Genomic DNA, 25,980 nt, shown 5'->3' on the forward strand with positions numbered 1-25,980 from the left:
CTTCAGTCGCTTGTTTGCCATTCTTAGTCCTCCGTTTCCTAACCTTAACGGTGGACCCATTCAGATGGGGAGGCTCACTGGCGGTGATTTGATAGTAGCAAACGAACACAATCAAGCCGGATATTTTGAAGATAATGAGGTTGTCAATCTTCATAACCGGATTATGAGTGCAAGTGGAGCCGATTGGACTACTCCATTGTCTACAAAAGTAGGCGTTCTAGAGACCGACTTGGAGAGAATTAAGAAGTACATAAAGCGGCGGTCAAAAAACAGTAGATTGTGGTGCGTCAAAGATCCCCGCCTGACTCGGTTTTTGCATGAATGGAAGGCAGTTGCGCCGGAACTCAAGTTTGTTATTGTTTACCGAAATCCTGCGGCTAGTGTTTTTTCCTTGCAACGAAGGCAGATGCAGTTCTTAGCACGCTCAGGCGGCACTGAAGCTGAAAGCTTGCAATTTTTTCAAAACTCAGATCTTGGCGCGATTCTTTGGCGTGATCATAATGAAGCGCTTCTCAAATTTGCAGAGCAATATCCTGATGACTGTATTGTCATTGGCCATAAAGCATTAATCCAAGGGGCTAATCTAGTGCCCCTTCTGTCAGAAAAATTCTCTTTAAACTTACCCTTGAACGGTTCGGGTTCGCCGACAGTCGATAATAACTTAGTGACGAAAAATGTTCCGGTTTTGAATCTGAAAGATCCTGCTTTGATGAATGATATCAAACGGATATGGTCGGGTCTTTTAAATATTGATGTCGTGCGACCTGAAGCGGAAGATGACACAAGTATCGATAATCTCCTTAACCTTGACCCAAATGGGGTTAATGCAGAACTTCAACTTTTGGGAATGCAGGCTATGGAAGCGAACCGAGATATACAATCAAGAGCTCGACTTAGAGAGGTCAGCTTCAAGCTAGCGCAGAAACTGAAAAAACCACCGTTCTCCTAGTATTTCCTAAATAGTAAAAAGTATCGAGATATCCTTCAATATATTGAAAGTAGGAAGGAGAATTTAACAGAGTGAACTGTTTTTTGACTTTTGGGCGTCGAACGGTATCCGTTCAACGGGTTTCGAGATAGAGATCTAATATTCTCGAGGTTCGAAATATCTAGAGTATCCTTTGCTGCCCGTCGTCAGGATTTTTGGAGCCAATACCTGCCTAAATAATGAGAGAGAGCTCAGCTAATTTGATGTCTGACATGAGCTCCTATGGGACTAAAAAGGGCAATTTGTTAAGTGAGGGTTTGGGGTCTAAATAGTCGGCGGTTTCGGTAGAAGATTACTTAGGTGATCTTTCCAAGCGGCAGGGTTATATTCATGATGATGCCCTAGCTGCGCTTCTGCGGTCAAAATCACCTCAATTTTCTTCACAATCCGTAATGCTCGTTTGGGCACTCACTCCAAAAAGCGCTTTTCTTCTTTGGTACCATACTTTGAGTGTAGAGCGTTTGGTATCTTTGGCGATCTTCTCGCCAGAGCTCTTGGTTGTCTTTCTCATGTCGCACTCCTCAATGGTTGAGATTAGCCACGTTGTGCCAGCAATTCGCCCTGCATTTGCGCATGTCTGTAGGACACTTTTGATTATGTTCACTCATATCCAGAACGCGTAAGAACCAGGGCGCGAAAGTCGTCAAAGACATCCGCAAAGGCTGCTTCCATAACGAGCTGGTGCCCTTTATCACCAAAAAACCCCAAACGGATACAAGTGTACAAGCTCATCAAACGCGGTGTCGGCGATGCCCGCAAGATCATGACCACGAAGGTACGGGTCCGCCCGGCCCTACTCGATGCTGATATCGCCCAAACGGCAGGGGAAACACAATATTCTCTGGACATGGAAGAGATTCTGCGAAAAATTTTTCAGGCATTAGGAAAGCACATGATATCCTGAATTCAGAAAAGGTATAGCGAAGTCCTTTGTTGGTTTCGTCAAGAGGAAATAGCGGCAGGTGAAGTATGGAAAACACAGTGCAACTCATTCACAGTTCAAAGGCTAACAAATGATTATTGGTCCAGATTGGATTTGGCTACACTTCCCAAAGTGCGCAGGTAGTTATGCGCAAGAGCTTTTGAAAAAGAATTTTCGTCGCGACAAATCAGTTAAGTTCGATGAAATCAATCCAAAACATGTAATATGGCACGAAACTATAGCTCAACGGCAGTCAAGGCTACCCAGTTTCTCAGCTGAAGGAAAAAGGATCCTTGTGGCTTTTCGTAGGCTTCCTGATTGGACTTTGAGCAGAGTGCACTTCGAGGCATCAAGGCCACCGCATCATACGGTCAGCAGAGAGCAGCTCTGCCGAGGAATACATATATCGAATTCTGGCATCACGGATAGTGCCGAGAATGTATTCAATCAATTCAACAATCCAACTGTCGATACATGGGTTAAAGTTGAGGATATTAACGAAGGCTTTGAGCGCTTTTTTGGGCGGCGGCTAAAGCCAATCAACAAAAAAGTAAATGAAAACAAATTTGGTTATATTCGAGATCACAAATTTTGGTTCACTAAAGTTGAGCTCGAGGAACTGTACCACGCCTCTCCGAATTGGGCTGATACTGAAAAGCAAATGTACGGAGATTTGTTGATTTAGGTATAATACTTCAGACTTGATCTGGTGGTTGGAGCTGCGATGGCTATTTCAGCAAAATTTTGGCGTATCATGACCGATTTAGCCCCTTCAGCGATGTTCTTCCACTTTTAAAGGTCTGTCCGTCGTTAGAGTTTTTGGAACCAAGAGCGGCGTAAACTAAGAGAGTGTTCGGCTCATCTGGTTGGTTTGATTATGCGGCGTACTGACTGCGATGCAAGCGTCGCATTTCGAGTGTCTTTCGTTTGATCCTTTCCCTTTGTTTAGAATGGCTTGGTCGCGCCCGAAGTAGAAGTCAGCGGGCGTGACGTTGTTCAAGCTCTCGTGGTAGCGCTGGTGGTTGTAGTGATCGACGAAGGCTTCGATCTGGGCTTCGAGATCGTCCGGTGGGAAGTAATTTTCCGGCAAGATCCGGCTCTTCAAGGTTTGATGCCATCGTTCGATTTTGCCTTGGGTCTGCGGATGATACGGCGCACCACGACTGTGTTTCATACCTTTGTCCTGCAACCATTCTGCCAAGTCGCCTGAGACGTAACTGGACCCATTATCACTCAGCAGACGCGGCTTTTGGACGACATGAACCTGATCACAGCCGGAGGCCTGCAAGGCCAGATCGTGGGTGTCTGTCACTTCGTCCGCCCGCATGTTCGCGCAGAGCTTCCACGAGATAATGTAGCGGCTGTAATCGTCCAGGATCGTGCTGAGATAGAACCAGCCCCACCCCAGAACCTTGAGATAGATAAAGTCGGTCTGCCAAAGCTGGTTGATGGCCGTTGTCTTATGCTCGAACTCATTCGCGGCTTTCAGCACGATGAACGCAGGGCTGGTGATCAGGTCATGTGCCTTGAGCGTGCGATACACTGTGGATTCCGATACAAAGTACCGTTCTTGGTCTGTGAAGGTCACCGCCAACTCGCGGGGTGACAGCTCTGTCTCCTTCAAGGCGAAGCTGACGACCTTGCGCCTCACCTCGTCAGGAACGCGGTTCCAAATGTGTTTGGGCTTGGGAGATTGATCCTCAAGACCTGATTCGCCGCGTTGCAGGAATCGGCCGTACCAACGATAGAATGTGGTGCGAGGGATACCCAGTTTGGCCAATGTCCGACGCGCTGACAGATGACTTTCCTCAACCAGCCGGATGATCTCCAGCTTCTCAGATGCAGGGTATCTCATTCTTGGTCGCCCCCATCCCCGACCATGCTTTTTTGAGCAGTCGAAGTTCGAGCGTTTGCTCCGCCACGACCTCTTTCAGATCACGAGCTTCGCGCCGCAGTTCCTTGAACTCGTCGGTTGTCGCTGCTCGTGCTGTGTCACCGGCAAGCCGCTTCTTCCCAGCTTCCATGAAGTCTTTGGACCACTTGTAGTAAACCCCCTGGGAAATCCCCTCGCGGCGGCAAAGCTCAGCAATGCTGTCTTCACCACGCAGGCCATCCAGCACGATCCGGATCTTCTCTTCCGACGAATACTGTTTGCGCGTGGCGCGCTTATAGCGTCGGGCAGTGGCGCGACAGTCAGCGTACACTTGGACCCATCCACGAGCTCGGAGCCATGTTTGACGTCATGCTGGTCAACAGAGCCCCTGGTGGTGCCGCTGGGCTTCCTCATGTGGCTCACAAGCGCGACCGCCACCCCTCGCTTTACAGCGAGCAGCTTAAAGCTCTGTATGAGCGCGTTTGTGGCGTCTGTGGACATACCAGTGCCCCCGTAAAGAACCGACAACGGGTCAATGCAGACAATATCCGGTTTCGCTCCTCAATGAGCACGTCCAGTGCCTGGTGGATCGCCGGATTCACTTGAACCGGCATAACTGGACCCATTTGTGTCAGGTAATCCAGTTCTTTGGACTGGAACACCTTGCGAATCGTGTCGCTGCCGAGAATGTCCAGCTTTGCCTTTATGTCGTCGTCCTTGATTTTGAACTCCTCGCAGATGGCCTGGAACATGCGATGGTTGGCGGTCTGGTCGTCCTCAATGCCCAGATACAACACCTTTCGTGGTTCACGCGGTGTAGGGCCAATGAGCGGGCAACCTGTCACACAACTAATTGCCAGTGTCCCGAGAAAGGTGCTTTTTGACACCCCTCCAATCCCGGCAATGACAGTGACAAGGCCGCGCGCAAAGATGTTTCCGAGCAGACGGTCCAGCCCGTGTGGCGCTGGCACACTGGGCCTGAAAGGCACAAGATGCTGCAGGTCGATGGAGCTGGACCGCTGCATGTTGCGAGCTTGGTGCAAATCCGTTACAGTGTCCTCACCGAAAGTGATGCCTTCAATCATTTTGGAATAGCTCCTTAATGTGGTCTGGGACGACGATTTGAGGGTCAGTTTCAGGAGGTTCGTAGTTCAGCCCGACCCACGGACCTCCTTTTTCTTTACAATGGCTTAAAAACTCCAGAATGCCTGGGTCGCTGCCCTGGTGGCCTTGGTGGCACTTGAAACCCCGCTGGATGCTACCCTGGGTGCATGGCCAGTAGCATGCCCTTGGGTTGCCATTGCTGTGTTCCTCCCACCGTGGACAGTGCACCTCCACCGCATTCTTAGACGGGCCGATGATGCGGCCCGTGGAGGAGAACCATGAAAGCAGTTCGTCGTCCACGACCCAGCCAGACGGTGCCGCGATGGCCATGCGTCGGGTTTGCTCGGAGGCAGTGCGGTGAGCCCCAGAGCCTGTGTGAGCAGTTCAGAGGCCGGGTATAGGGTTTCGGGTGAAAGGTACAGCAGACGGGCCGTTGCTGGCTTACCTGGTGGCTGTGAGCCCGGGAGCCTGTCCCAACGCACAATGTTGTTCGCGCCGGGGTCTGTAAGGCCGTTAAGACAGAAGCCGCGGACGGCCCTCTCAAAGAAGTCCTGGTCAGCCGTTGGTTCCTCAAACGAATACCACCATTGCTGAGAACCTGGCTTGGTCTCGACTACCGCAGCTGGCTTTAGAGTCGGCCTCGGCACAGTGAATAATTCACCGGTCTTTTCGTTCACTTTGGTCTCGCCCACGTCATCAAGTACAAACGAAGCACCATATAACCAGTTGGCGATGCGGCTTGTCTGGCTAGGCAGAAGGCTCTGGAGAGCAATGGAGGCATGTGTGACTCCGTCAGGGACCGCACGAGGGTAAGCTCGGGCAATATTGTGCCCTTGCGTGCTCACCTGTTTTCCCAAGACAACGGTGCTGCCAGCTGGGACCGTGTGGAAAACAGCTTTTAGGAAGCGTTCTGCGTCGGTCATAGCAGGCGCCCCAACAGATCATCCAATTCCAGAATATCAGATCCAGGACCTTTGGTGTCCTCGCCACGGCAAATACGCGCAATATCGTCTGCCGCGTTATCCCAAGTGTTGATCAGTCGGATCAGGTTTTGCACCCAGGCCAGAGCTTGATCCGAATCCTGTGAGAGGCTGAACGGTGCCATCAGCTCTCTCAGCCGCGACGTGCGAGTGGATTCCAGTTTTATCTCTGGATCGTCATGAAGAGAGAGCGTCAGGATAAACAGGTCGCCTGCTTCGGAACTAACTTCGTGAACAGACTTAACAACGTGTCTCATACCGCACCCTCTTCTACTTTCTGCCAGTAGTCGCGAAGTGCATCGCGGATGATCTGTGAGCACGTTGTCTCGCGCTCGTCGGCATGAGCCCGCAGTTTCATGATGCTGTCTTCTTTGATCGTGATGCTCAGGGCATGAGACCACTTTCGCATTGCCCGGGTCTTGCACCGCCTTTCGGTTTTCATGGCGCTCTCCTGTAATCATACAGGACAAGACTCTACCGCATTATGTTAACAAAATAAATTGCCAAAAAGAGGTTTTTCTTCTTTTTATCATTTACTATCAGTATACTAGGCAGGAGAGCCATCATGAAATTTGAAGCAATATTTAGAGAAGAAATGAGAGCAATAATCCGTGAACAGTTGGGGCAAAAGGATTGCAAATCCGTGTACACCGGTTCGATTCCGGCACTCGCCTCCACCGAAACTGCCCTAGCTCCCTTATACTCGAACGCGAATTTGATGGGTTCATTCGAGGTCTTGCGCATAGCAGCGTCGAGATATCGTTGGTGGCTAACGCAATACCCTGTCCACCGGCATTTCTCAACGATACCGCTATAACCCCGAGTTGGCACTCTCGGGCATCAGATGTGTGTGAAGGGTTGATGTCTGCGCCCCAGCAAGTCATTTATGTGTTTTAAAAATACCAGGCAAAATCGACGAGCCTGCTGCGTGTGAGGATGGGCGACTATGAAGATTGCGATGATCGGCACCGGTTATGTGGGGCTTGTTTCCGGAGTTTGTTTCTCTGACTTTGGTCACGACGTCGTCTGCGTCGATAAAGACGCCGCCAAAATTGAAAGCCTGAACGCTGGCGAAGTCCCGATCTATGAACCAGGATTGGATCAGTTGATGGCCAAGAATGTCGAGGCAGGACGCTTGTCATTCACGCGGGACCTTGCGCAAGCGCTTGATGGGGCTGAGGCCGTTTTTATTGCGGTTGGCACACCCACGCGGCGCGGCGACGGGCACGCAGATCTCAGCTACGTTATGGCAGCCGCGGAAGAAATTGCACATCTGGCACAGGACTATGTGGTGATTGTTACAAAGTCGACGGTTCCGGTCGGCACCAACCGCCAGGTGAAGAAGGCCGTTAAGAAGGCCAATCCCGACCTGGATTTCGACGTCGCAAGCAACCCGGAATTCTTGCGTGAAGGAGCGGCAATTGATGATTTCATGAAGCCGGATCGGGTTGTGGTCGGTGTCCAAAATGAACGCGCCGCAGAGGTGATGAACGAGATTTACCGCCCACTCTATCTGCGGGACTTTCCGATCGTGACCACGGACCTTGAAAGCGCCGAGATGATCAAATACGCCGCCAATGCCTTTCTCGCGACCAAAATTACCTTCATCAATGAAATCGCCGCCCTTTGTGAACGCGTCGGCGCCGACGTGAAGCAAGTCTCCAAAGGCATGGGTATGGACGGGCGCATCGGAAACAAGTTCCTGCATGCTGGCCCCGGCTATGGTGGATCTTGTTTCCCAAAAGACACCAAAGCACTCGCACGCATTGGTCAGGAACATGCGGTTCCGATGCAAATCACCGAAGCGGTGATCAAAGTGAATGAAGAGATTAAGAGACGCATGATCGACAAACTGCTCGATCTTTGCGGTGGAACGTTTAACGGCAAGACCATTGCCGTTCTTGGTGTCACCTTCAAACCCAACACTGACGATATGCGGGACGCTCCGGCCCTAACTATTGTACCGGCACTTGTCGGTGGCGGTGCAAAGGTGCGCGTGACCGACCCCCAGGGGCGCCACGAGGGAGAGGCCCTTCTGCCCGGTGTTCACTGGGTCCCGGACGCTTACAAAGCTGCGAACAATGCGGACCTTTTGGTAATTCTAACAGAATGGAACGAATTTCGGGCCCTCGATCTCAAACGATTGGCTCGCAAGATGACGACACCTCACATGGCAGACCTGAGGAATATCTACAGTACGCGCGATGCCAAACAGGCAGGGTTTACGGCCTATGAGAGCATCGGACGCATAGGGTTTGAACACACCTAACTTCAGGGCCGTCAAGAATCCGCTGACAACGGCAAGTTGACTCCAAAGTGGTTGCACTACCGGCGGCGCACTGTATGTTTTCCTATATATTTTAAATGAGTGATGCAGCTTAGGTGTTCCCCGTGACCAGCACAAATCCCCTTTATTCTTCGCAATGGCATTTGGATCAGATTGGCGATCTAGAGACAATTTGGCAGGACTATACCGGACAAGGTGTACAGGTTGTTGTCAGTCACTCAACGACCCAGATTCGCCAGATGTGTACGGCCGGCGCCGTGCTGGAAGCCGGCCAACTGACCTATTTTGATGACGTTGACGAGGCGATCGCCGTTCACAACGAAAACATGAACCGGGATAACATCTGACGTGTAGAACAATTCGCGCGACCCAATTCAGGATTGCCAGACCTATTGTCAAAAACATGGGCAGATAGAACGAGGAACAGAGCGTGCTCAAGATCAAACAAACTTTATTACCGGGCGTCCTGCGCTTGACGCCCAGACGCTTTGGGGACAACCGCGGCTACTTCTGCGAGACATGGAACAAAAAGCGGATGGCGGAACACGGCATCACCTACGATTTTGTTCAAGACAATCAATCCCTGTCCCAAGATGTCGGCACAGTTCGTGGATTGCATTACCAGGCACCACCCCATGCCCAGACCAAGCTTGTGCGCTGTGGGCGAGGCGCTTTGCTGGACGTGGCAGTAGACATCCGTAAAGGGTCACCCACATACGGGCGGTGGATTGCAGAAGAACTAAGCGCTGAGAACGGCCACCAATTGTTGATCCCGTCCGGCTTTCTTCATGGGTTTGTCACGCTGCAACCCAATACCGAGATCTTGTACAAATGTACGGACTTTTATGACCCAGATTGCGATGGGGCGGTGCGTTTCGACGACCCCGACATTGGCGTTGATTGGGGCATCGACACGTCTAATGCTGTTCTAAGTGCAAAGGACCAGGAAGCGCCCCTCCTCAAGGATTTTGACAACCCGTTTATCTGGGAGGGCTCGCAATGAAGATTCTGGTGACGGGTGGTGCCGGTTTCATCGGGTCTGCTGTGGTGCGTCAGGCCGTGGGCCAGGGCAATGAGGTGGTCAACCTCGATGCGTTAACCTATGCCGCCTGTTTGGAAAATGTGGCCTCGGTGGCCGACAACCCGGCTTATGCTTTTGTTCAGGCTGATATCCGGGATGCGGCAGCTTTGGACGCCGTCTTTGACAACCATAAACCAGACGCAGTGATGCATCTCGCTGCCGAAAGCCACGTAGACCGCTCGATCGATGGCCCCGGTGCCTTTATCGACACAAACGTAACGGGCACCTACAACTTGCTTCAATCCGCGCGCCGTTTTTGGGACAGCCAGGGGCGACCCGAGGGCTTTCGGTTCCATCACATTTCAACGGACGAAGTCTATGGGTCTCTGGGCGAAACCGGTCAGTTCACGGAAACCACACCCTATGCGCCGAACTCACCCTATTCGGCGTCCAAAGCCGCCAGCGACCATCTGGTGAGAGCCTGGGGCGAAACCTATGGGCTGCCTATTGTCGTAACCAATTGCTCGAACAACTACGGCCCCTATCACTTTCCGGAAAAACTGATCCCCGTGGTGATCCTGAACGCTTTGGGAGGGCGAGAAATCCCCGTTTACGGAACCGGTCAGAATGTGCGCGACTGGCTTTATGTTGAGGATCATGCTGACGCATTGCTGCATGTCTTGCAAAATGGCGCCACTGGGCGAACCTATAACATTGGTGGCGAAAACGAGGTTAGCAATCTCGATCTGGTCCACATGATCTGTGACCTTTTGGACGGTATTCGACCCGCAGCGTCGCCATATCGCGACCAGATCCGTTTTGTGCAGGATCGGCCGGGGCATGACCTGCGCTATGCCATCGACCCGACCCGGATGCGCGAAGAACTTGGGTGGCGGCCTTCGGTGACGCTTGAGCAGGGTTTGCGCAAAACCGTGGACTGGTACCTGGACAATGAGGATTGGTGGCGCGCGTTGCAGAATCGCTCGGGCGTCGGTGAAAGGCTTGGAACCCTATGAAGGTTTTGGTCTTTGGGAAATCGGGCCAAGTGGCAACTGAATTGCAACGCTATCCCGCTGTGATTGCTCTGGGTCGGGATCAGGCTGATCTGTACGACCCGGAAGCCTGTGCCGCGCAGATCGCTGAAACTGAGGCCAAGGCGGTGATCAATGCCGCGGCCTATACCGCCGTTGACCAAGCCGAACAGGACGAGCCCTTGGCAAGGGTCATCAACGGTACCACGCCCGGCGCAATGGCAAGTGCAGCCGCAGAACGCGGCCTGCCGTTCCTGCATGTGTCGACCGACTACGTGTTTGAAGGCGCCGGGGATCAACCGCGTGCAACAGATGCTCCGACCGGTCCGATGAACGCCTATGGACGCACCAAGCTTGAGGGCGAAGATGCTATCCGGGCCGTTGGTGGCGCGCATGTTATCTTACGCACATCATGGGTGTTTTCGGCTCATGGAGCGAATTTCGTCAAGACTATGCTGCGGCTGTCCGAGACCCGGGATGCCCTAAGCGTGGTAGAGGATCAGATTGGCGGCCCAACGCCCGCAAAGGATATTGCCAAGACGCTTATGCTCATGGCGGAACAAATGGTTACGACACAGCACCTGGGCGGCACGTTTCACTACAGCGGAGCGCCTGCCACCAGTTGGGCAGACTTTGCCCGTGAAATCTTTCGGCAAGCTGGGCGCGATGTTGCGGTGACCGGCATCCCGACGGCTGAGTACCCGACCCCTGCGTCTCGTCCGCTCAATTCACGACTGGATTGTGCTGAACTCTTTGACGTATTTGGCGTTTTGCAACCGGATTGGCGCGCAGGTCTAGAGGACGTCCTAAATCACCTCAAATAGAGCCCCTTTGTTAAACATTTATTAAGCAACTGGTGCTCTGTGACGAGCGGCAAATACACGCTGGGTTTTGACGTGTTTTGCCAATCTCAGGGTGCGCAGTAGGGCATTGATGGCTATGCGTTTTCACCAGTGTGGGTTTCTTAGTTTGGAGCCGATTTACATGTCAAAAAGGCGTTTATTACCGGCATCACCGGACAGGATGGAACCTATCTTGCGAAGCTTCTGCTTGAAAAAGGCTATGAAGTTCACGGTGGCGTCCGGAGGGTTTCGCATCAGGGAACAAAACGCGTGGAAAACTGGAAATTGCCCGTGATGAGAACGTGGTTGAGTTCGATTTGAGGGAGATTAACAACCTCGTCCTCCCAATCCACGTCACTGCGGTGGATGAGTTTTGTAACCAGACCACGTAAAGATTTGACAAGCCATGTTGGGACCTGCCGATCTATGCGACGGATGTGAGTGGTGTTGGAGTAGTGCATATTCTTTGCTGGCTACGAATCCGTCATCCGCAGAACCGGTTTTTTAAAGCGACGACCATAGAAAAACTCGTCTTGGCCCTGGAAGTACCTAAAAGCGTAAACACACATCTCAATACACGATCACCACACAGAAACTTTTTGGTTTAGGCTCCATTCTAGCGTCTTGTTTAGGCTTTTGATGGATAACAAGGTGAATTCGATTTGCAAAAGTACCATGTAAAGCCTTCAACAGAGATGCATATGTTGGAACTCATGCCCTGTATGTGTGTAACCTTCCAAAGACTAAGGTACAAAAACTGCACTGAACTCGCACAATGATGGTATTTTAAGAATGGACAGCTCAATGATCACCCCAGTTCTGTTATGTGGCGGCTCCGGTACCCGCCTTTGGCCATTGTCGCGCAAAAGCTTTCCGAAGCAGTTTGCTCATATTACGGGCCCAGAAAGCCTCTTTCAGCAGGCTGCGCGTAGATTCATCGGAGAGGGGTTCTCGGCTCCGCTTGCGGTCACCGGTGACAGTTTTCGCTTTATCGTCATAGAGCAATTGGCGGCCTGTGAACTCGACCCAGCCGGCGTCTTAATTGAGCCCGATGGGCGCAATACTGCTCCAGCGGCTATTGCCGCAGCGCTCAACTTGTACGCCAAAGATCCCAATGCTCTGATGCTTTTGGTCCCCAGCGACCATTCCGTGCCGGATGCTGAACAGTTCCGGAACACAGTACGCAACGGCGCAGCCGCCGCCCGCGAGGGTCAAATAGTAACTTTCGGCATAGCGCCGACCCGTCCTGAAACCGGTTTTGGCTGGCTGGAATGTGGCGAACAAACCCATCCCGGCGTCAATGCACTAACAAGGTTTATTGAAAAGCCTGATGCAACCACGGCTGAGGAATTGCTGAAAGACGATCGCCATTTGTGGAATGCCGGAGTGTTTTTGGCGAAGGCCAGCGTTATGATCGATGCGTATCGTGCCCATGCCCCGGAAATTTTGGAAACCGTCGAAGCAGCCGTTCTCGCAGCCAAATCCGACTTAGGATTCTGTCGGCTGGATGCAGACCTTTGGGACAAAGTCCCTGAGGACTCGATTGACTATGCCATCATGGAGAAGACGCAAAATGTCAGCATCGCGCGGTTTGATGGCCGATGGTCCGATCTCGGCAGCTGGGAGGCCGTCTGGCAAGAATCTGGGCGGGATAAGGCCGGAAATGCACTGACGGCCAACGCGACGGCGATAGAATGCCAAAACACGCTGTTGCGGTCTGAAAACGAAGCCATTGAGCTGGTCGGTATCGGGCTTGAGAACATAGTCGCGATCGCAATGCCCGACGCAGTTATGGTTGCTGACATCAGCAAATCACAGCATGTTAAAAAGGCTGTTCAAACCCTCAAATCTCAGGGCGCCAAACAAGCGGTGCAACTCCCGGTCGACCATCGTCCGTGGGGTTGGTTTGAGACTCTGATCCTAGCCGACAGGTTTCAAGTCAAACGCATTCACGTGCATCCAGGCGCGGCACTCAGCCTGCAGAGCCATGTGCACCGTTCTGAACACTGGATCGTTGTCGCCGGGACGGCCAAGGTTACTGTCGACGACAAAGTGACTCTGCTGTCGGAAAACCAGTCTGTCTATATCCCACTCGGTGCGGTGCACAGGATGGAAAATCCAGGCAAAGTGCCGATGGTCCTGATCGAAGTGCAGACTGGTAGCTATTTGGGCGAAGACGACATCATTCGTTACGAAGACGTCTACGCCCGAAATTCTTAGAAAAAACTCTTATGGGACATATCTCATTGGGCTGGTGAGCTAGCGAACAGACGAATTGGCGTCTTAGCGTGCTCCTAGTTGTTCAGGCAGCGCGCCGGTTCAGTTCCCGCAACAGAGACTTGCGATAGATTTCAACCAACCCGGGCTGTGGCTGGCTTAAAAACCAGGATTTGCGCAAATCCCAATCTTCTTGAAGACGGCCTATATAGTTGGGATCAGAAAACTTGACATGTCCGCTCCCGGAGTAGGTTGTCATCTCGTTGAACCAAAGTGTTTCATCCGTCACCATGAAATCACAACGCACATAGTCCACACCGCTGGAAAGAACCTTGGCTGCGTCAATCGCTTCTTGCAAAGGCGACGCTGGCCTAAAGGAGTCGTCCATTGCAGCCATAATGTTCTGCATTTTCACCGGCAAGCGAGATCCATCTTCACCGAAGTAACCCAACTTGCGTTGGCCATTTTCATCCGAGAAGAAAATGCCAACCCAGAGAACTTTGCCATCACTACAGTGTACATTGTAGTTGTGAGGTCGTGCTCCGTTCTCAAACACCAGTCTTTGCTCGATCAACGCCTGTGGTGGGATTTCGGCATAGGCCCATTCCGCAAGCTTTTTTCGACCAAAAACCTCACTTAACCAACCTTCGAGAGTTGTGATGATTGTCTCGCGGTCCGGGCTTTGCCCATCATAGGCCAAATTCCAGCCACAGCCATGGTTGGCCTTAAACATCGCGGGTTCGTCCAAGGCCGAATCCGGAATGTCTCGCGGGTTCGGACCATGCCAGATCATCTTAGCCAGATTGACGGACGGTCGCGTGTTCGCGATCCAATCCCGAACTAGAACTTTGTCATTAAAGATCACGAATTGTGGGTTTCGATCGACAATTTTGCGCCAATAAATCTTGTCGTTAAAGGTCCGTGGAACGGATATGCGGGGCAGTCTGCGGTTGTTATACCAAAAAGCCCAGTCGCGTACCAGTTTCGCAACATGATACCAAGGCTGACGATCGCCAGCAGAGCTTTGTCGAATGGAATCCAAATCGGGTTTGGACGGGAAGGTTGTGACATTTCGCGCCTGTCATTCGGAACGCTTCCCAAACAGAGTGCAGTTCCGCTCGGCACCTGTCAACGCCAGCCTCAAAACTCGATCACGGCTATCGCAGGTTCAGTTTTGAAGAAACCTCGATCGGTATGCGCTTGGGCTATCGCCTGTCCACCGTTTAAAGGCCGTCGAGAAAGCGGCTTGGTCCGCATAGTCGAGATAAAAAGAAATCTCGGCAATGTTAAAACCGTCCTTAAGATAAGTGCAGGCAAGATCACAACGCATGTCGTCAACGATTTCACGATAGCTTAAGCTTTCGTCGCTCAGACGTCGGGCAAACGTGCGGCGGCTCATACCAAGGTTTGCGGCCATGTCTTCGGCCGGAACGATATGGCCCGGTAAACTGGCTGCCAAAAGCCCCTCTACGCGAGAGCGAAGATCCATTCTCTCCACCGGTTTTTCGGGCCTCAGTGTGTTGCCATACTGTTTGAGGTGATCTCGCAAACTTGGGTCATATGTCGGGATAGGCAATTCAAGAGTGCTACGCGACAACAGCATTTCATTTTTCTCGGCCCCGAAAACAACAGGAAAACCGGCAAGTCTCTCAATTCTAGTAGCGACATCACGTCCCTGATGCATGAACCGAATTTGAGTTGGAAAAAAGTCCACGCCGGTCACCGTACGCATCCGACCCAATCCACTGAACATGACAAACTCGATAAACCTGTGAAAGCGGCTAAGGCCCGGGTCCTTAATACGCAACTCAAACGACGCGATGTTGGATGTGACGCGCAAGCCCAACTCAAACGCCGGGTCCATATAGGTATAGTACTTGGCAGAGTTCTCAATCGCTTCATGCAGGTTGCGCGAATACTTTGAGATATAGGCCGTGAGCGTCGTGTAATCATTGAATGCCAGCCCTGCATGTGCTGCAAAACTGTTGTCGCCCAATTTCTCACATGCATAACGTACAAAGAGCAGTTCTGCCTTTTCGGAAGGCACCAGAACATCATCGGCGACCTGCGCCCGGTTCAAGCCAAGTTCCCCAAGCGTTGCATCGCCAACTTCGGACCCACCCGAAATCTGATCGGTTGCCTGCAGCAAAAAACGCAAACGCTGTACGTGTATATCTACCATCGACCAAGTCTCCCCCCTTGAACTTGGCAAACCCGCAAACCACAGGCGTCAGGGAGAGGGTAATGCCCTACACCCAAACGTCCAGTGTTTTCCCGTGCCTGCATTAACCTTTGGGGAAAACGACGGCGCGGTGAGGCTGTATGCTTACGGATACCTCAGAACCTTCGCTCAGTTGGAGTTCTTCTGCGCGACCAAGAGGCACATGCGCAACAAGCGATGTTGCGCCATCTTTGAGAGTCAGATGGCACTGCGTAAAACTGCCTCGAAATCTTAAGCTGGTTACGATCGCAATTGTTCCGGCCTCTAAAGCTTTCAGGGTTTCAACGTGTAAGTCTTCTGGCCGAACAGCAATTTCAGCCGTTTGGCCGGGTGTGACAGCGCCTGGTTGGCAAGAAACGCGGATATCACCAAACTGAAACTGGTCATCGCCGTGGTATGTGCCGGTCATCCAGTTGGCTTCGCCAATGAACTCAGCAACAAATCGCGTCGCCGGGCGTTGGTAAATCTCTGTAGGCGATCCGATTTGTTCAATTTGGCCAGCATTCATGACGACGATACGGTCTGCCATTTGCAGGGCTTCGTCCTGATCATGAGTCACCATCACCGTCGTCAGACCCAGCCGTGATTGAACCTCTCGGATTTCCCGCCGCAAACGCTCTCGTTCTTTGGCATCAAGGGCTGAAAGGGGCTCGTCGAGCAACAAGAGCCCGGGTTCCGGCGCCAGAGCGCGGGCCAAGGCCACACGTTGCTGCTGTCCCCCGGAAATTTGTGCGGGATATTTGTCAGCTTGATCCGGCAACCCAACCAAAGCCAACATCTCGGTCACCCGATCTGAAATTTCAGCTCGTGACAGACCTTTGCCCTCCAGTCCGTAAGCCACGTTGCGCGCAACGGTGAGATTCGGGAACAAGGCATAGCTTTGAAAAACGATGCCATAGTTTCGCTCGGCAGGTGGCAAAGCGGTCACATTCCGCCCCTGCTGCTGCACATGACCGGCATCCGGCGTCTCGAGCCCGGCGATCAAACGTAGCAACGTGGTTTTTCCGCAGCCAGACGGACCGACAAAACACAAGAACTCCCCCTCGTCTACGGTCAGCGATATTTCGGACAGGGCGGTAAACGACCGAAATCTCTTGGTCAGCGCACGCAGGTCCAGATGTGTCTTGGGGTCGGGTGTGGTCATGATCTCAGGGCGATTACGTATGTGCGCACACCAAACCCCACATCCTCGCTGAAATCCATCGCCTTTTGTCAATTTGCGACATCTGCGCGGCGTCCAGTGCTTGACGGATGGGCCAACACACAGCACCACTGGGCGAAACCATTAGGACTTCCCGATGACACACCCTTTGATTCAGCCTGCCGACATCGAAACCTATAAGCGCGACGGCGTGGTTTTTATTAAGGGATTGTTTGCCGAACACGTGGACTCGTTGCGCGCTGGTATTGACCGCAACATGAAAAACCCTGGTCCCTATGCCTCAGAGAACTTTAAAGAGGGCGAAAGCGGGCGGTTTTTTGACGACTACTGTAATTGGCAGGATATCCCAGAATTTCGGGACGTGATCGCCAATTCAGCCGCCGCCGAAGTCGCCGCCGAGCTGATGCAATCCGACTCGGTGCAAGTCTTCCACGACCACGTGCTCGTGAAAGAACCCGGCACTTCGCTGGCCACGCCCTGGCACACCGACGGCCCCTATTACTTTGTCGAAGGCAAACAGACCGTCAGCTTCTGGTCGCCCTTAGATCCCGTGAAAGACGCGACCTTGCGTATGGTGGCCGGCTCACACCGTTGGGAGAAACCTGTATTGCCAATGCGCTGGGTCAGCGAAGAAAGCTATTTTCCCAATGTTGACGACTATATGCCCGTACCGGACCCGGACGCCGAGGGCATGACGGTTCTGGAATGGGAGATGGAGCCCGGTGACGCTGTGGCCTTCAACTATGACATCTTGCATGGTGCGCGCGGAAATACATCAGACATACAACGCCGTGCCTTTTCCTTGCGGTTGGTGGGCGATGACGCCCGCTATGTCGAACGCCCGGGCCGCACCTCGCCCCCCTTCCCCGACCATGACATGCAGCCCGGCCAACGCCTGCGCGAAGACTGGTTTCCGGTGATCTGGCCAAGCGCATAAACGCAAACGGCCGCCCAAAACCAGGCGGCCGCTTGTGAGTCTTTCAAAGAAATTCGTGCTTAGCCCAACCGGTCCTTCACCATCGGGCCGACTTTGCCGAAATCCATCTGGCCTGTGTATTGCGACTTGAGCGCGCCCATGATCTTGCCCATCTCGCGGATTGAGCTGGCGCCAATCTCTGCGATGGCGGCATCGATGGCGGCGGTAATCTCATCTTCATCCAGCTGTTTCGGCAGAAACTCTTCGATCACCGTGATCTCGGCCAATTCACGCTCAGCCAGGTCCAGACGGCTTCCCTCTTCGTAGGTCCGCGCACTTTCCTGACGCTGCTTGACCATCTTCGACAGGATTTTCAGAACTTCGTCGTCTCCAACGCCATCTTCGATCCCTTCTCCACGCGCCGCGATGTCGCGGTCCTTGATGGCAGCACTGATCAGGCGCAGCGTGGACAGACGGTCAGCAGCGCGGTCGCGCATCGCCTGTTTCAGGGCAGAATTGATCTCTTCTCGCAGGGACATTCACTCAGCCATTTGCTGTTAAACTCGAAACCCGGACCATATATAAAGCAGTGACCTGAGGCAACTGGCCACATGTTTTTCCAAGCCCTTGTTTTCAAAGCAAATCCAATTTTCCCTGTCCCTTGACGCCCCGCGCCCCTCGACATAGTTTCCCGACAATTTGTCAGCAGGAGAGTCGCGTTATGGTCCAGGATGCCCAATCCACCCCAACTGCATGTCTAGCCCTCGCGGATGGCACCCTGTTTTACGGGCGCGGTTTTGGCGCCACGGGCGAGACGGTGGCCGAGTTGTGCTTTAACACCGCGATGACCGGATATCAGGAAATCATGACTGACCCTTCTTATGCCGGGCAAGTCGTGACCTTTACCTTCCCCCACATCGGCAACACGGGCGTCACACCCGAAGATGACGAGACCGCAGACCCGGTCGCCGAAGGCATGGTAGTCAAGTGGGACCCAACCGAACCCTCAAACTGGCGTTCGGTCGATACCCTCTCAAACTGGTTGGCCTCGCGTGGCCGCATCGCCATCGGCGGCATTGATACCCGCCGCCTGACCCGTGCGATCCGCCAGCAGGGTGCGCCGCATGTCGCCCTCGCCCATAATCCGGATGGCATCTTTGACACCGACGCTCTTGTCGCCAAGGCACGTGCGTTCTCTGGCCTCGAAGGGCTTGACCTTGCCAAGGACGTCACCTGCGCACAATCTTATCGCTGGGACGAGAAACGTTGGGCTTGGCCCGACGGCTACACCCGTCAGGAAAACCCAAAACACAAAGTTGTTGCGGTGGATTTTGGGGCAAAACGTAACATCCTGCGGTGCCTTGCCTCGGCAGGCTGCGATGTGACAGTCCTGCCTGCAAGTGCGACCGCCGAAGAAATTCTGGCGCACGAACCCGATGGTGTTTTTCTGTCGAACGGTCCCGGTGATCCGGCCGCTACAGGGACATACGCCGTTCCGATGATCCAAGGTGTTCTCAAGGCGGACGTGCCTGTCTTTGGCATTTGTCTCGGTCACCAGATGCTGGCCCTCGCACTAGGTGCCAAAACCATCAAAATGAACCACGGCCACCACGGTGCCAACCACCCGGTCAAAGACCATGACACCGGCAAAGTCGAAATCACCTCGATGAACCACGGATTTGCCGTCGACAGCCAGACACTGCCAGAAGGGATTGTCGAGACTCATGTCTCACTGTTTGATGGTTCGAACTGCGGGATTCGTATCGCCGACAAGCCGGTCTTTTCGGTGCAGCACCACCCCGAAGCCAGCCCCGGTCCGCAAGACAGCTTTTACCTGTTCGAAAAGTTTGCCGACTACATGGCCGCCCGCGCGTAGTCTCGAAATTCACTAACGTTAACGGCACGTTAACTTTGTTTCCTGCATTCTCCTTTTCGAAGTTTGCAGGTATCAACAATGAACAGCCCCATTCTAGCGTTTGAACAGCCGCGCCCAGCGCACATGCAAGGCCGTCAGGTTTCCTTTGGACGACATCTGATAGAATCCGGACAAATTGCGCCTTGGCAACTGTTCCACGCATTTGACAGACAACACTCCTGTGACGCGACACTGTCCGAAATCCTTGTTAGCAAAGGGTGGATCAGAGATGAGCATCTAATGCAGGCGCTGTCGCTTCATTACACGGCGCAGCTTGTGGATTTGGATCGTGAACCACCGAACCCTGACCTATCGGATTTGCTGCCTCCGGAAATCTGCCTAAAGCACAATATCCTTCCGTGGCGGACCGTTGGGGGCATATTGGTCGTCGTTACAGGACGCCCTGAGCGGTTTGAGGCTTTGCGTCACACGCTTCCCGCCAGATTTCAGACGGCCATTCTGGCCATTTGTGACGAAAGTGCCATTGTTGACCATCTTGCCAGGACCCGGCGCATTCACCTCACCAATTTGGCAGAAACCAGAGTGGCGTCAATCTACAGTTGCCGGAACTGGGAACAAACCCGACGCGGAACGCACCGCTTGGGTCTTGCCTTACTAACCGCATTTGTCGTTGCACTTGTGTCGTTTCCTGCTTGGGTGTTGGCCGTTTTGACCCTTTGGGCAGCCCTATCTCTGTTCGCGGTATCCGTGATGAAGGTTGCCGCATTTGCCTCATATCTGCGTAACCCCATAGACAGCAATCTCACGCCGCGAAATCCCAGTGTCCTGCCGCGTATCTCTGTAATGGTGCCGCTTTTTCGGGAAAAGGAAATTGCCCAAGCGCTGGTGGCGCGACTCTCCAGACTGACCTATCCCAAGGCTTTGCTGGACGTATTGTTGGTGCTTGAGGAACATGACGATCTGACAAAAGAAACAATTGCCCGAACAAGTTTACCCAATTGGATGCGGGTGGTTGAGGTTCCTGCAGGAAGTGGCCTGACAACGAAACCGCGTGCTCTTAACTATGCCTTGGATCAGTGCAGAGGCGACATTGTTGGCATATGGGATGCCGAGGATGCACCAGCACCGAATCAGCTAGAAATGGTGGCCGCACAATTCGCAAAATCACCTCCCAAAGTGGTTTGCCTGCAAGGCATCCTTGATTTCTACAACCCAAGGACAAATTGGCTATCTCGTTGTTTTACAATTGAATATGCCACATGGTTCCGCTGCATTCTTCCTGGGCCCGCACGTCTCGGCTTTGCTTTGCCATTGGGAGGCACAACGCTTTTTATTCGGCGCGACGCAATTGAAGAGCTGGGAGGCTGGGATGCCCACAATGTCACCGAAGACGCGGATTTGGGCATACGTCTGGCCCGCCATGGATATCGCACCGAAATGTTGCCAAGCGTGACTCTAGAAGAAGCAAATTGCACAACTTTGGCATGGATTCGCCAAAGGTCACGCTGGCTCAAAGGATACATCATCACTTATCTTGTACACATGCGAGATCCGCGCCTAATATGGTCCGAGCTTGGCTTGACGGGTTTTCTCGGAATGCAACTCGTGTTTCTCTGCACCTTGTCGCAGTTCTTGCTCGCACCTCTGCTCTGGGCTTTTGGGGGACAGATGGCCGGACTCCCTTATCCGGGTCAAATGCTGTTTTCGGATGAGTATCTTGTTTGGGTAATTACGGCGCTTCTAGCAAGTGGCATTATCAACATCGTGATCTCTGCCGCATCGGTCCACGGTCAAAACCGCACGGCCCTTTTGCCATATGTCCTGACACTCCCGATCTATTTCACTCTGGCCTGTGCCGCTGGCTACAAAGCGCTGTTTGAGCTGCTAAAAGATCCGTACTACTGGGACAAAACAGATCACGGAAAAACCAAAGAGGGCACCAGCGCCCATCACTCAGGTGTCGACGTCCTGTTTAAGTCGGGTGACGAAGGCCTTTGAAATATGCTCGCGCAACGCAGCATAAGCGCCATCTTCATCCCGTGTTGCAATCGCGTCGACGATGGCCTGATGTTCTATCAGTGTATCCTCACCACGTCCTTCGACGGCAATAGACGTGGTTGCCATCAGCGCCATTGAGCGATGCACAAGATCAAGTTGCTGCACGAGATATCGATTGTGCGAGGCCAGGTGGATCTGTTTATGGAACCTCCGGTTTGCACGCGACAGGGCGGAGGGGTTGTTCACCAGCTTTTGGTCATCCCGCACCATGTCGCCGAGAACCCTCACTTCTTCCGCAGTGGCGTGACGCGCTGCCAGACGGGCCGCCAGCCCTTCCAACTCGGTGCGTACCACATAAAGCTCGGCCATTTGGTTGTGATCCAGCGATGACACGATCAGGCTGCGCCCGTCACGCGCCAACAATGACTGAGTCTCAAGTCTTTGCAGTGCCTCGCGGATTGGCGTGCGTGAAACGCCAAAGCGCTCGGCCAGATCGCTTTCAACAAGCCGGTCTCCGGGCTTGAACACCCCAACGTCAATCGCCTCAAGGATCAGCGAATAGGCGTCCCGGTTAGGTGATTTGCTTTGCGACATCTGGGGTCCCCCTTGGGCACTCTCGGCATTGGTGCTGAGGGCCAGATTATGCGCGGGTATAGGCCACACGCAACCCCGCCATTGCGCGCGCCACAAGACACGCCTATTTTGCCGCCATGCCACGCGAAGCCTTTTCACATGTCAGAACCTGGGTGTTTGACCTCGACAACACCCTTTACCCGCCCAAGGTGCGGCTGTTCGACCAGATCGAAGTAAAAATGACGCAATATGTCATGGACGCGCTGGGGGTCGACCGGCCGAGGGCAAACCTGTTGCGCCAACAATACTGGGCAGAATATGGCACAACACTGGCGGGGCTGATGCGGGTTCATGATGTGGACCCCGGCCCTTATCTTATCGACGTGCATGACATTTCATTTGACGCACTTGAACCGGACCCGCATCTCGCGGCACAGATCAAGGCCCTGCCCGGTCGCGCGATTGTCTTCACCAACGGCACCGCCCCTTATGCAGAACGGGTGATCGAGGCCCGTGGACTATCGGGTCTGTTTGATGCGGTCTACGGCGTGGAACATGCCAACTTCCTGCCCAAGCCCGAACGTGGCGCGTTTGAGGCGGTGTTCGAATTGGACGGCATCACCACTGAAACCGCGGCGATGTTCGAAGACGATGCCCGCAACCTGCAAGCCCCGCATGAGATGGGAATGAAGACCGTCCACGTGGCACCCGAGCCTGAGGATGCTGACCACATTCACCACCACACCAACGACCTCCCCGAGTTTCTGAAAAAGCTCACGTAAGCCCCGCGTCAACACCACATCTTGCACCTGCGCGCCAAGCGACTAGGTTGCCGATCAGGAGGGCACCATGACCCGTTTCAACGACTTTGACATTCTAATCTCAGGTGGCGGCATTGCAGGGCTGACGGCTGCTGCTGCGTTTGGATCGGCCGGTTTTTCCGTTCAATGCGTTGACCCGGCACCCCCCATCACCGAACGCGACGCCGAAGGGTCGGACCTGCGCACAACGGCCTTCCTGCAACCGGCTCGTGGGCTGCTTGATGAGGCCGGCCTTTGGGCTAGTCTTGATGAGCACGCCGCCCCTCTGCAAATCATGCGGATTGTCGATGCAGGTGGCGAGGTGCCGGAACCCCGGATCGTCAAAGACTTTAACGCTTCAGATATCTCCGACCAGCCCTTTGGCTGGAATCTACCAAACTGGCTGTTGCGCCGGGAAATGGTCGCCCGATTGGGTGAGATGGACAACGTAGACCTGCGGCTTGGCACTGCCACAACCAGCCTGTTTACCCGTACGAACGAGGCGCGCGTCTCACTTAGCGATGGCTCCAACACCCGTGCCCGGCTGGTGATAGCCGCCGATGGTCGCAACTCGCCCATGCGCGAAGCGGCCGGGATCGACGTGCACACGACACGATACGGTCAAAAGGCGCTGGCTTTTGCCGTCACCCACCCAATCCCGCATGAAAACGTCTCGACTGAAATCCATCGCTCGGGGGGGCCTTTCACGCTGGTGCCTCTGCCCGACTATCAGGGCAAACCCTCCTCTGCATTGGTCTGGATGGAACGGGGTCCTCGCGCAACCGAGTTGTTTGAGATGGACGCGGCCCAGTTTGAGGCCGAAATGACCGAGCGCAGCTGCTCGCTGTTTGGCCCACTCACGCTGGCCTCACGCCGCACTATCTGGCCTATCATCTCACAATCTGCCGAGCGGCTTTTTGGTGAACGCCTCGCTCTCGTGGCCGAAGCCGCCCATGTCGTGCCTCCGATCGGCGCACAGGGGCTCAACATGAGCCTTGGCGATATGCGGGTTCTGCTGGAGCTGGCCAAGGCCAGCCCCGAGACGCTGGGCGATCAGACGATGCTTGAGACCTATCACCGCAAACGCTTTACCGAGGTCAAGCTGCGCGTCAAAGGCATTGATATGCTGAACCGCGCATCGATGGTCGAGACCCGCGCCTTGCGAGACGTGCGTGCCGCCGGGTTGAACGCGCTTTATTCGCTGGCACCGGTGCGCAAGACGTTGATGCAGATGGGCCTGGGCGTGCGCTGAATGCGGGCCGCTATGCGTCTGATCCAGGGCCACTGGCAGCTGATCACACTCTGCGCCGTGATCTTTGCGCTCTGGCCCACCGATATCGTCTACCCCTTGCGCCTGCTGATTGTGTTCCTGCATGAGTTGTCACACGCCATTGCAACCATCCTAACCGGCGGTCAGGTAGAAGACCTGACGGTCAGCGCAATGGAGGGCGGACACGTCATCGCCCGGGGAGGCAATCGTTTCATCACACTCAGCGCGGGCTATGTTGGGTCGCTGGTGATCGGGGTCACGCTGTTGCTGACAGCCGTCAACACGCACCTGGATCGTTGGGTCATGGGCCTGTTGGGGTCAGGCATGCTCATCATCACCGCGCTCTACATCCGCGAGCCCTTTGCGATCATGTTCTGCACGTCGACCGGGGTCGCAATGCTTGCGGGCGCCAAATTCCTGAGCCGCGAGATCAATGACTTGCTTCTACGGGTAATTGGCCTGACCAGCATGATCTATGTGCCCTATGATATCTTCAGCGACACCATTGCAAGCGCGCATCTCAATTCCGACGCCCGTATGCTGGCGACAGAAATTGGAGGCACAACCATGTTTTGGGGGCTGCTCTGGCTGGCAATCAGCCTTGCAGTGATTTTCGCCAGCCTCCGCTATGGTCTTGGCCCAGCCAGCAACATTCGTTTCGCTGGTCAGGACCGCTGACCCGTATGGGCGTGCGCCGGTAAAACACCGGCGCATCGCCAACGTGTTACCGATGCTTTACAGCACCTTGTCGAGCACCGCTTTCAACCGTGCCAGGGTGCCATCAACATCATAGAGCTTGTCGAGACCGAACAGACCCAACCGGAAGGTCATGAAGCCTTCGGGTTCATCGCAAGCCAGCGGAACGCCAGCCGCGATTTGCATGCCTTCTGCCACGAATTTGCTGCCGTTTTGGACAGCGGGATCAGAGGTGTAACTGACCACGACACCCGGCGCACCAAACTCTTGGTCAGCCACGCTTTTAACGCCCTTCTCGGCCAACATTGCCCGCACGCCATTGCCCAGCGCCCACTGCGCATCGCGCAGCTTTTCAAAGCCATACTCGCGGGTTTCCACCATCGTGTCTCGGAACGCACGCAGCGCGTCTGTCGGCATGGTCGCGTGATACGCATGACCGCCGTTCTCATAGGCCATCATGATTGAGTGCCACTTCTTAAGGTCAATCGCAAAACTGTCGGATTCGGTCTTTTCCAAACGCGCAACAGCATTCTGTGACAACATCACAAGCCCAGCCGATGGCGACGCCGACCAGCCTTTTTGCGGCGCGGAACACAGCACATCTACACCCAAGGCCTTCATGTCGATCCATGCGCAGCCCGAAGCGATACAGTCCAGCACCATCAGCGCACCAACTTCATGTGCAGCAGAGGCCATCGCCTGAATGTAGTCATCTGGCAGGATCACTCCGGCAGAGGTTTCAACATGTGGGGCAAAGACCACATCGGGTTTTGTCTCGTGGATCTTGGCAACAACCTCTTCGATCGGTGCCGGAGCAAAAGGTGCGGTGACGTCGTTACCCGACTGGCGTGCCTTGAGCACTGTCGATTCCGCGGCAAAGGCCCCTGCCTCGAAAATCTGGCTCCAGCGATATGAGAACCAGCCATTGCGCACCACGAGCGTCTTGGCATCACGTGCAAACTGCCGCGCGACGGCCTCCATACCGAATGTCCCACCACCTGGCACCAACACCACAGCATCCGCGTTGTAGACGTCTTTCAACATGCCAGAGATGTCCCGCATCACTTGCTGAAAGGACTGTGACATGTGGTTTAGGGATCGGTCGGTGAACACCACCGAGAATTCATCAAGACCGTTAGGGTCGACTGCGCTGGCCATGAGGCTCTCCTGAACTTTGAACTTATCTTGGCTAGCGTGGTTTTC

25 protein-coding genes and 2 pseudogenes are annotated in these 25,980 nt (G+C 53.9%); 16 read left to right on the forward strand and 11 right to left on the reverse strand.

Annotated elements, in window-relative coordinates:
- Positions 1-949: sulfotransferase (locus Q0932_RS10135; protein WP_299351994.1), on the forward strand; the 949-nt coding region annotated here is incomplete at its 5' end.
- A gap of 409 nt (positions 950-1,358) precedes the next feature.
- Here the strand turns inward: Q0932_RS10135 and Q0932_RS10140 are convergent.
- Entirely contained in the window at positions 1,359-1,499 is a 141-nt protein-coding gene (locus Q0932_RS10140; RefSeq protein WP_299351996.1) for a hypothetical protein, read from the reverse strand.
- A 207-nt stretch (positions 1,500-1,706) separates the two neighbouring features.
- On the opposite strand from Q0932_RS10140, the gene Q0932_RS10145 reads away from it, so the two are divergent.
- Together Q0932_RS10145 and Q0932_RS10150 are read left to right on the forward strand one after the other, a co-directional pair.
- Entirely contained in the window at positions 1,707-1,892 is a 186-nt protein-coding gene (locus tag Q0932_RS10145) for a hypothetical protein (RefSeq protein WP_299351998.1), read from the forward strand.
- Positions 1,893-2,001: 109 nt separating this feature from the next.
- The gene (locus Q0932_RS10150; RefSeq protein WP_299352000.1) at positions 2,002-2,595 is read left to right on the forward strand and encodes a hypothetical protein; all 594 of its coding nucleotides are present in this window, start codon (positions 2,002-2,004) and stop codon (positions 2,593-2,595) included.
- 190 nt (positions 2,596-2,785) lie between these two features.
- On the opposite strand, the pseudogene Q0932_RS10155 reads toward Q0932_RS10150, so the two are convergent.
- From Q0932_RS10155 to Q0932_RS10170, 4 genes and pseudogenes are all read right to left on the reverse strand, one after another.
- A pseudogene (locus Q0932_RS10155) lies at positions 2,786-4,114 on the reverse strand (IS3 family transposase).
- Between the two features lie 373 nt (positions 4,115-4,487).
- Positions 4,488-4,868, reverse strand: a pseudogene (locus Q0932_RS20565) (AAA family ATPase); the annotation flags it as partial.
- A 938-nt stretch (positions 4,869-5,806) separates the two neighbouring features.
- Entirely contained in the window at positions 5,807-6,124 is a 318-nt protein-coding gene (locus Q0932_RS10165; RefSeq protein WP_299352004.1) for a hypothetical protein, read from the reverse strand.
- Positions 6,121-6,309, reverse strand: coding sequence for a ribbon-helix-helix protein, CopG family (locus tag Q0932_RS10170; RefSeq protein WP_299352006.1), 189 nt, complete (start codon positions 6,307-6,309; stop codon positions 6,121-6,123). Before Q0932_RS10170 ends, Q0932_RS10165 begins: the two co-directional genes overlap by 4 nt.
- Positions 6,310-6,813: 504 nt before the next feature.
- Between Q0932_RS10170 and Q0932_RS10175 the strand changes: the two genes are divergently transcribed.
- From Q0932_RS10175 to Q0932_RS10205, 7 genes are all read left to right on the forward strand, one after another.
- Positions 6,814-8,136 (forward strand): UDP-glucose/GDP-mannose dehydrogenase family protein, encoded by a 1,323-nt coding sequence (locus Q0932_RS10175; protein WP_299352008.1) that lies wholly within the window; start codon positions 6,814-6,816, stop codon positions 8,134-8,136.
- Between the two features lie 122 nt (positions 8,137-8,258).
- On the forward strand, positions 8,259-8,501 hold the full coding sequence (locus Q0932_RS10180; RefSeq protein WP_299352010.1) for a hypothetical protein: 243 nt from the start codon (positions 8,259-8,261) through the stop codon (positions 8,499-8,501).
- An 83-nt stretch (positions 8,502-8,584) separates the two neighbouring features.
- On the forward strand, positions 8,585-9,157 hold the full coding sequence (rfbC, locus tag Q0932_RS10185) for a dTDP-4-dehydrorhamnose 3,5-epimerase (RefSeq protein WP_299352012.1): 573 nt from the start codon (positions 8,585-8,587) through the stop codon (positions 9,155-9,157).
- Entirely contained in the window at positions 9,154-10,191 is a 1,038-nt protein-coding gene (gene rfbB, locus Q0932_RS10190; RefSeq protein WP_299352014.1) for a dTDP-glucose 4,6-dehydratase, read from the forward strand. The genes rfbC and rfbB overlap by 4 nt, the downstream gene beginning before the upstream one ends.
- A complete protein-coding gene (gene rfbD / locus Q0932_RS10195) occupies positions 10,188-11,030 on the forward strand; it encodes a dTDP-4-dehydrorhamnose reductase (RefSeq protein ID WP_299352016.1) in 843 nt (280 codons plus the stop codon). The genes rfbB and rfbD overlap by 4 nt, the downstream gene beginning before the upstream one ends.
- A gap of 186 nt (positions 11,031-11,216) precedes the next feature.
- On the forward strand, positions 11,217-11,369 hold the full coding sequence (locus Q0932_RS10200) for a GDP-mannose 4,6-dehydratase (protein ID WP_299352620.1): 153 nt from the start codon (positions 11,217-11,219) through the stop codon (positions 11,367-11,369).
- Positions 11,370-11,852: 483 nt separating this feature from the next.
- Complete coding sequence (locus tag Q0932_RS10205) at positions 11,853-13,268, forward strand: mannose-1-phosphate guanylyltransferase/mannose-6-phosphate isomerase (RefSeq protein WP_299352017.1); 1,416 nt, start codon at positions 11,853-11,855, stop codon at positions 13,266-13,268.
- 82 nt (positions 13,269-13,350) lie between these two features.
- On the opposite strand, the gene Q0932_RS10210 is transcribed toward Q0932_RS10205, so the two are convergent.
- The 3 genes from Q0932_RS10210 to Q0932_RS10220 all read right to left on the reverse strand — a co-directional run bounded on the left by Q0932_RS10210 (position 13,351) and on the right by Q0932_RS10220 (position 16,630).
- Positions 13,351-14,307 (reverse strand): ATP-grasp fold amidoligase family protein, encoded by a 957-nt coding sequence (locus Q0932_RS10210; protein ID WP_299352019.1) that lies wholly within the window; start codon positions 14,305-14,307, stop codon positions 13,351-13,353.
- A 126-nt stretch (positions 14,308-14,433) separates the two neighbouring features.
- Positions 14,434-15,447, reverse strand: coding sequence for an AraC family transcriptional regulator (locus Q0932_RS10215; RefSeq protein ID WP_299352021.1), 1,014 nt, complete (start codon positions 15,445-15,447; stop codon positions 14,434-14,436).
- A 103-nt stretch (positions 15,448-15,550) separates the two neighbouring features.
- Complete coding sequence (locus tag Q0932_RS10220) at positions 15,551-16,630, reverse strand: putative 2-aminoethylphosphonate ABC transporter ATP-binding protein (RefSeq protein WP_299352023.1); 1,080 nt, start codon at positions 16,628-16,630, stop codon at positions 15,551-15,553.
- Positions 16,631-16,784: 154 nt separating this feature from the next.
- On the opposite strand from Q0932_RS10220, the gene Q0932_RS10225 reads away from it, so the two are divergent.
- Complete coding sequence (locus tag Q0932_RS10225; RefSeq protein WP_299352025.1) at positions 16,785-17,585, forward strand: phytanoyl-CoA dioxygenase family protein; 801 nt, start codon at positions 16,785-16,787, stop codon at positions 17,583-17,585.
- Between the two features lie 59 nt (positions 17,586-17,644).
- On the opposite strand, the gene Q0932_RS10230 is transcribed toward Q0932_RS10225, so the two are convergent.
- Positions 17,645-18,103: a GatB/YqeY domain-containing protein gene (locus tag Q0932_RS10230; RefSeq protein ID WP_299352027.1), complete on the reverse strand. Its 459-nt coding sequence runs from the start codon at positions 18,101-18,103 to the stop codon at positions 17,645-17,647.
- Between the two features lie 182 nt (positions 18,104-18,285).
- Here Q0932_RS10230 and carA point away from each other — a divergent pair, with 182 nt between their 5' ends.
- Together carA and Q0932_RS10240 are read left to right on the forward strand one after the other, a co-directional pair.
- Complete coding sequence (gene carA, locus Q0932_RS10235) at positions 18,286-19,440, forward strand: glutamine-hydrolyzing carbamoyl-phosphate synthase small subunit (RefSeq protein ID WP_299352029.1); 1,155 nt, start codon at positions 18,286-18,288, stop codon at positions 19,438-19,440.
- A gap of 78 nt (positions 19,441-19,518) precedes the next feature.
- A complete protein-coding gene (locus Q0932_RS10240; protein ID WP_299352031.1) occupies positions 19,519-21,438 on the forward strand; it encodes a glycosyltransferase in 1,920 nt (639 codons plus the stop codon).
- Here the strand turns inward: Q0932_RS10240 and Q0932_RS10245 are convergent.
- The gene (locus Q0932_RS10245; protein ID WP_299352033.1) at positions 21,394-22,032 is read right to left on the reverse strand and encodes a GntR family transcriptional regulator; all 639 of its coding nucleotides are present in this window, start codon (positions 22,030-22,032) and stop codon (positions 21,394-21,396) included. The two genes, Q0932_RS10240 and Q0932_RS10245, sit on opposite strands and share 45 nt — an antisense overlap.
- A gap of 116 nt (positions 22,033-22,148) precedes the next feature.
- Here Q0932_RS10245 and Q0932_RS10250 point away from each other — a divergent pair, with 116 nt between their 5' ends.
- From Q0932_RS10250 to Q0932_RS10260, 3 genes are all read left to right on the forward strand, one after another.
- Entirely contained in the window at positions 22,149-22,793 is a 645-nt protein-coding gene (locus tag Q0932_RS10250; protein ID WP_299352034.1) for a pyrimidine 5'-nucleotidase, read from the forward strand.
- Between the two features lie 67 nt (positions 22,794-22,860).
- Positions 22,861-24,063, forward strand: a complete 1,203-nt coding sequence (locus Q0932_RS10255; protein ID WP_299352036.1) for a UbiH/UbiF family hydroxylase — start codon at positions 22,861-22,863, stop codon at positions 24,061-24,063.
- The gene (locus Q0932_RS10260) at positions 24,064-24,759 is read left to right on the forward strand and encodes a M50 family metallopeptidase (protein ID WP_299352038.1); all 696 of its coding nucleotides are present in this window, start codon (positions 24,064-24,066) and stop codon (positions 24,757-24,759) included.
- A gap of 57 nt (positions 24,760-24,816) precedes the next feature.
- Here Q0932_RS10260 and Q0932_RS10265 read toward each other — a convergent pair whose 3' ends face one another.
- Positions 24,817-25,935, reverse strand: coding sequence for an aminotransferase class V-fold PLP-dependent enzyme (locus tag Q0932_RS10265; RefSeq protein WP_299352040.1), 1,119 nt, complete (start codon positions 25,933-25,935; stop codon positions 24,817-24,819).
- Positions 25,936-25,980: the final 45 nt, after the last annotated feature.

It is taken from the genome of uncultured Shimia sp. (assembly GCF_947498095.1).
Lineage (GTDB): Bacteria > Pseudomonadota > Alphaproteobacteria > Rhodobacterales > Rhodobacteraceae > Shimia.

Coding starts and splice junctions, on each gene's coding strand:
- Q0932_RS10170 (WP_299352006.1), bottom strand. CDS start 6,309: ATGAAAACCGAAAGGCGGTGCAAGACCCGGGCAATGCGAAAGTGGTCT.
- Q0932_RS10255 (WP_299352036.1), top strand. CDS start 22,861: ATGACCCGTTTCAACGACTTTGACATTCTAATCTCAGGTGGCGGCATT.
- rfbD (WP_299352016.1), top strand. CDS start 10,188: ATGAAGGTTTTGGTCTTTGGGAAATCGGGCCAAGTGGCAACTGAATTG.
- Q0932_RS10220 (WP_299352023.1), bottom strand. CDS start 16,630: ATGACCACACCCGACCCCAAGACACATCTGGACCTGCGTGCGCTGACC.
- Q0932_RS10250 (WP_299352034.1), top strand. CDS start 22,149: ATGCCACGCGAAGCCTTTTCACATGTCAGAACCTGGGTGTTTGACCTC.
- rfbB (WP_299352014.1), top strand. CDS start 9,154: ATGAAGATTCTGGTGACGGGTGGTGCCGGTTTCATCGGGTCTGCTGTG.
- Q0932_RS10230 (WP_299352027.1), bottom strand. CDS start 18,103: ATGTCCCTGCGAGAAGAGATCAATTCTGCCCTGAAACAGGCGATGCGC.
- Q0932_RS10205 (WP_299352017.1), top strand. CDS start 11,853: ATGATCACCCCAGTTCTGTTATGTGGCGGCTCCGGTACCCGCCTTTGG.
- Q0932_RS10175 (WP_299352008.1), top strand. CDS start 6,814: ATGAAGATTGCGATGATCGGCACCGGTTATGTGGGGCTTGTTTCCGGA.
- Q0932_RS10260 (WP_299352038.1), top strand. CDS start 24,064: ATGCGGGCCGCTATGCGTCTGATCCAGGGCCACTGGCAGCTGATCACA.
- Q0932_RS10240 (WP_299352031.1), top strand. CDS start 19,519: ATGAACAGCCCCATTCTAGCGTTTGAACAGCCGCGCCCAGCGCACATG.
- Q0932_RS10225 (WP_299352025.1), top strand. CDS start 16,785: ATGACACACCCTTTGATTCAGCCTGCCGACATCGAAACCTATAAGCGC.
- Q0932_RS10150 (WP_299352000.1), top strand. CDS start 2,002: ATGATTATTGGTCCAGATTGGATTTGGCTACACTTCCCAAAGTGCGCA.
- Q0932_RS10215 (WP_299352021.1), bottom strand. CDS start 15,447: ATGGTAGATATACACGTACAGCGTTTGCGTTTTTTGCTGCAGGCAACC.
- carA (WP_299352029.1), top strand. CDS start 18,286: ATGGTCCAGGATGCCCAATCCACCCCAACTGCATGTCTAGCCCTCGCG.
- Q0932_RS10165 (WP_299352004.1), bottom strand. CDS start 6,124: ATGAGACACGTTGTTAAGTCTGTTCACGAAGTTAGTTCCGAAGCAGGC.
- Q0932_RS10265 (WP_299352040.1), bottom strand. CDS start 25,935: ATGGCCAGCGCAGTCGACCCTAACGGTCTTGATGAATTCTCGGTGGTG.
- Q0932_RS10140 (WP_299351996.1), bottom strand. CDS start 1,499: ATGAGAAAGACAACCAAGAGCTCTGGCGAGAAGATCGCCAAAGATACC.
- Q0932_RS10245 (WP_299352033.1), bottom strand. CDS start 22,032: ATGTCGCAAAGCAAATCACCTAACCGGGACGCCTATTCGCTGATCCTT.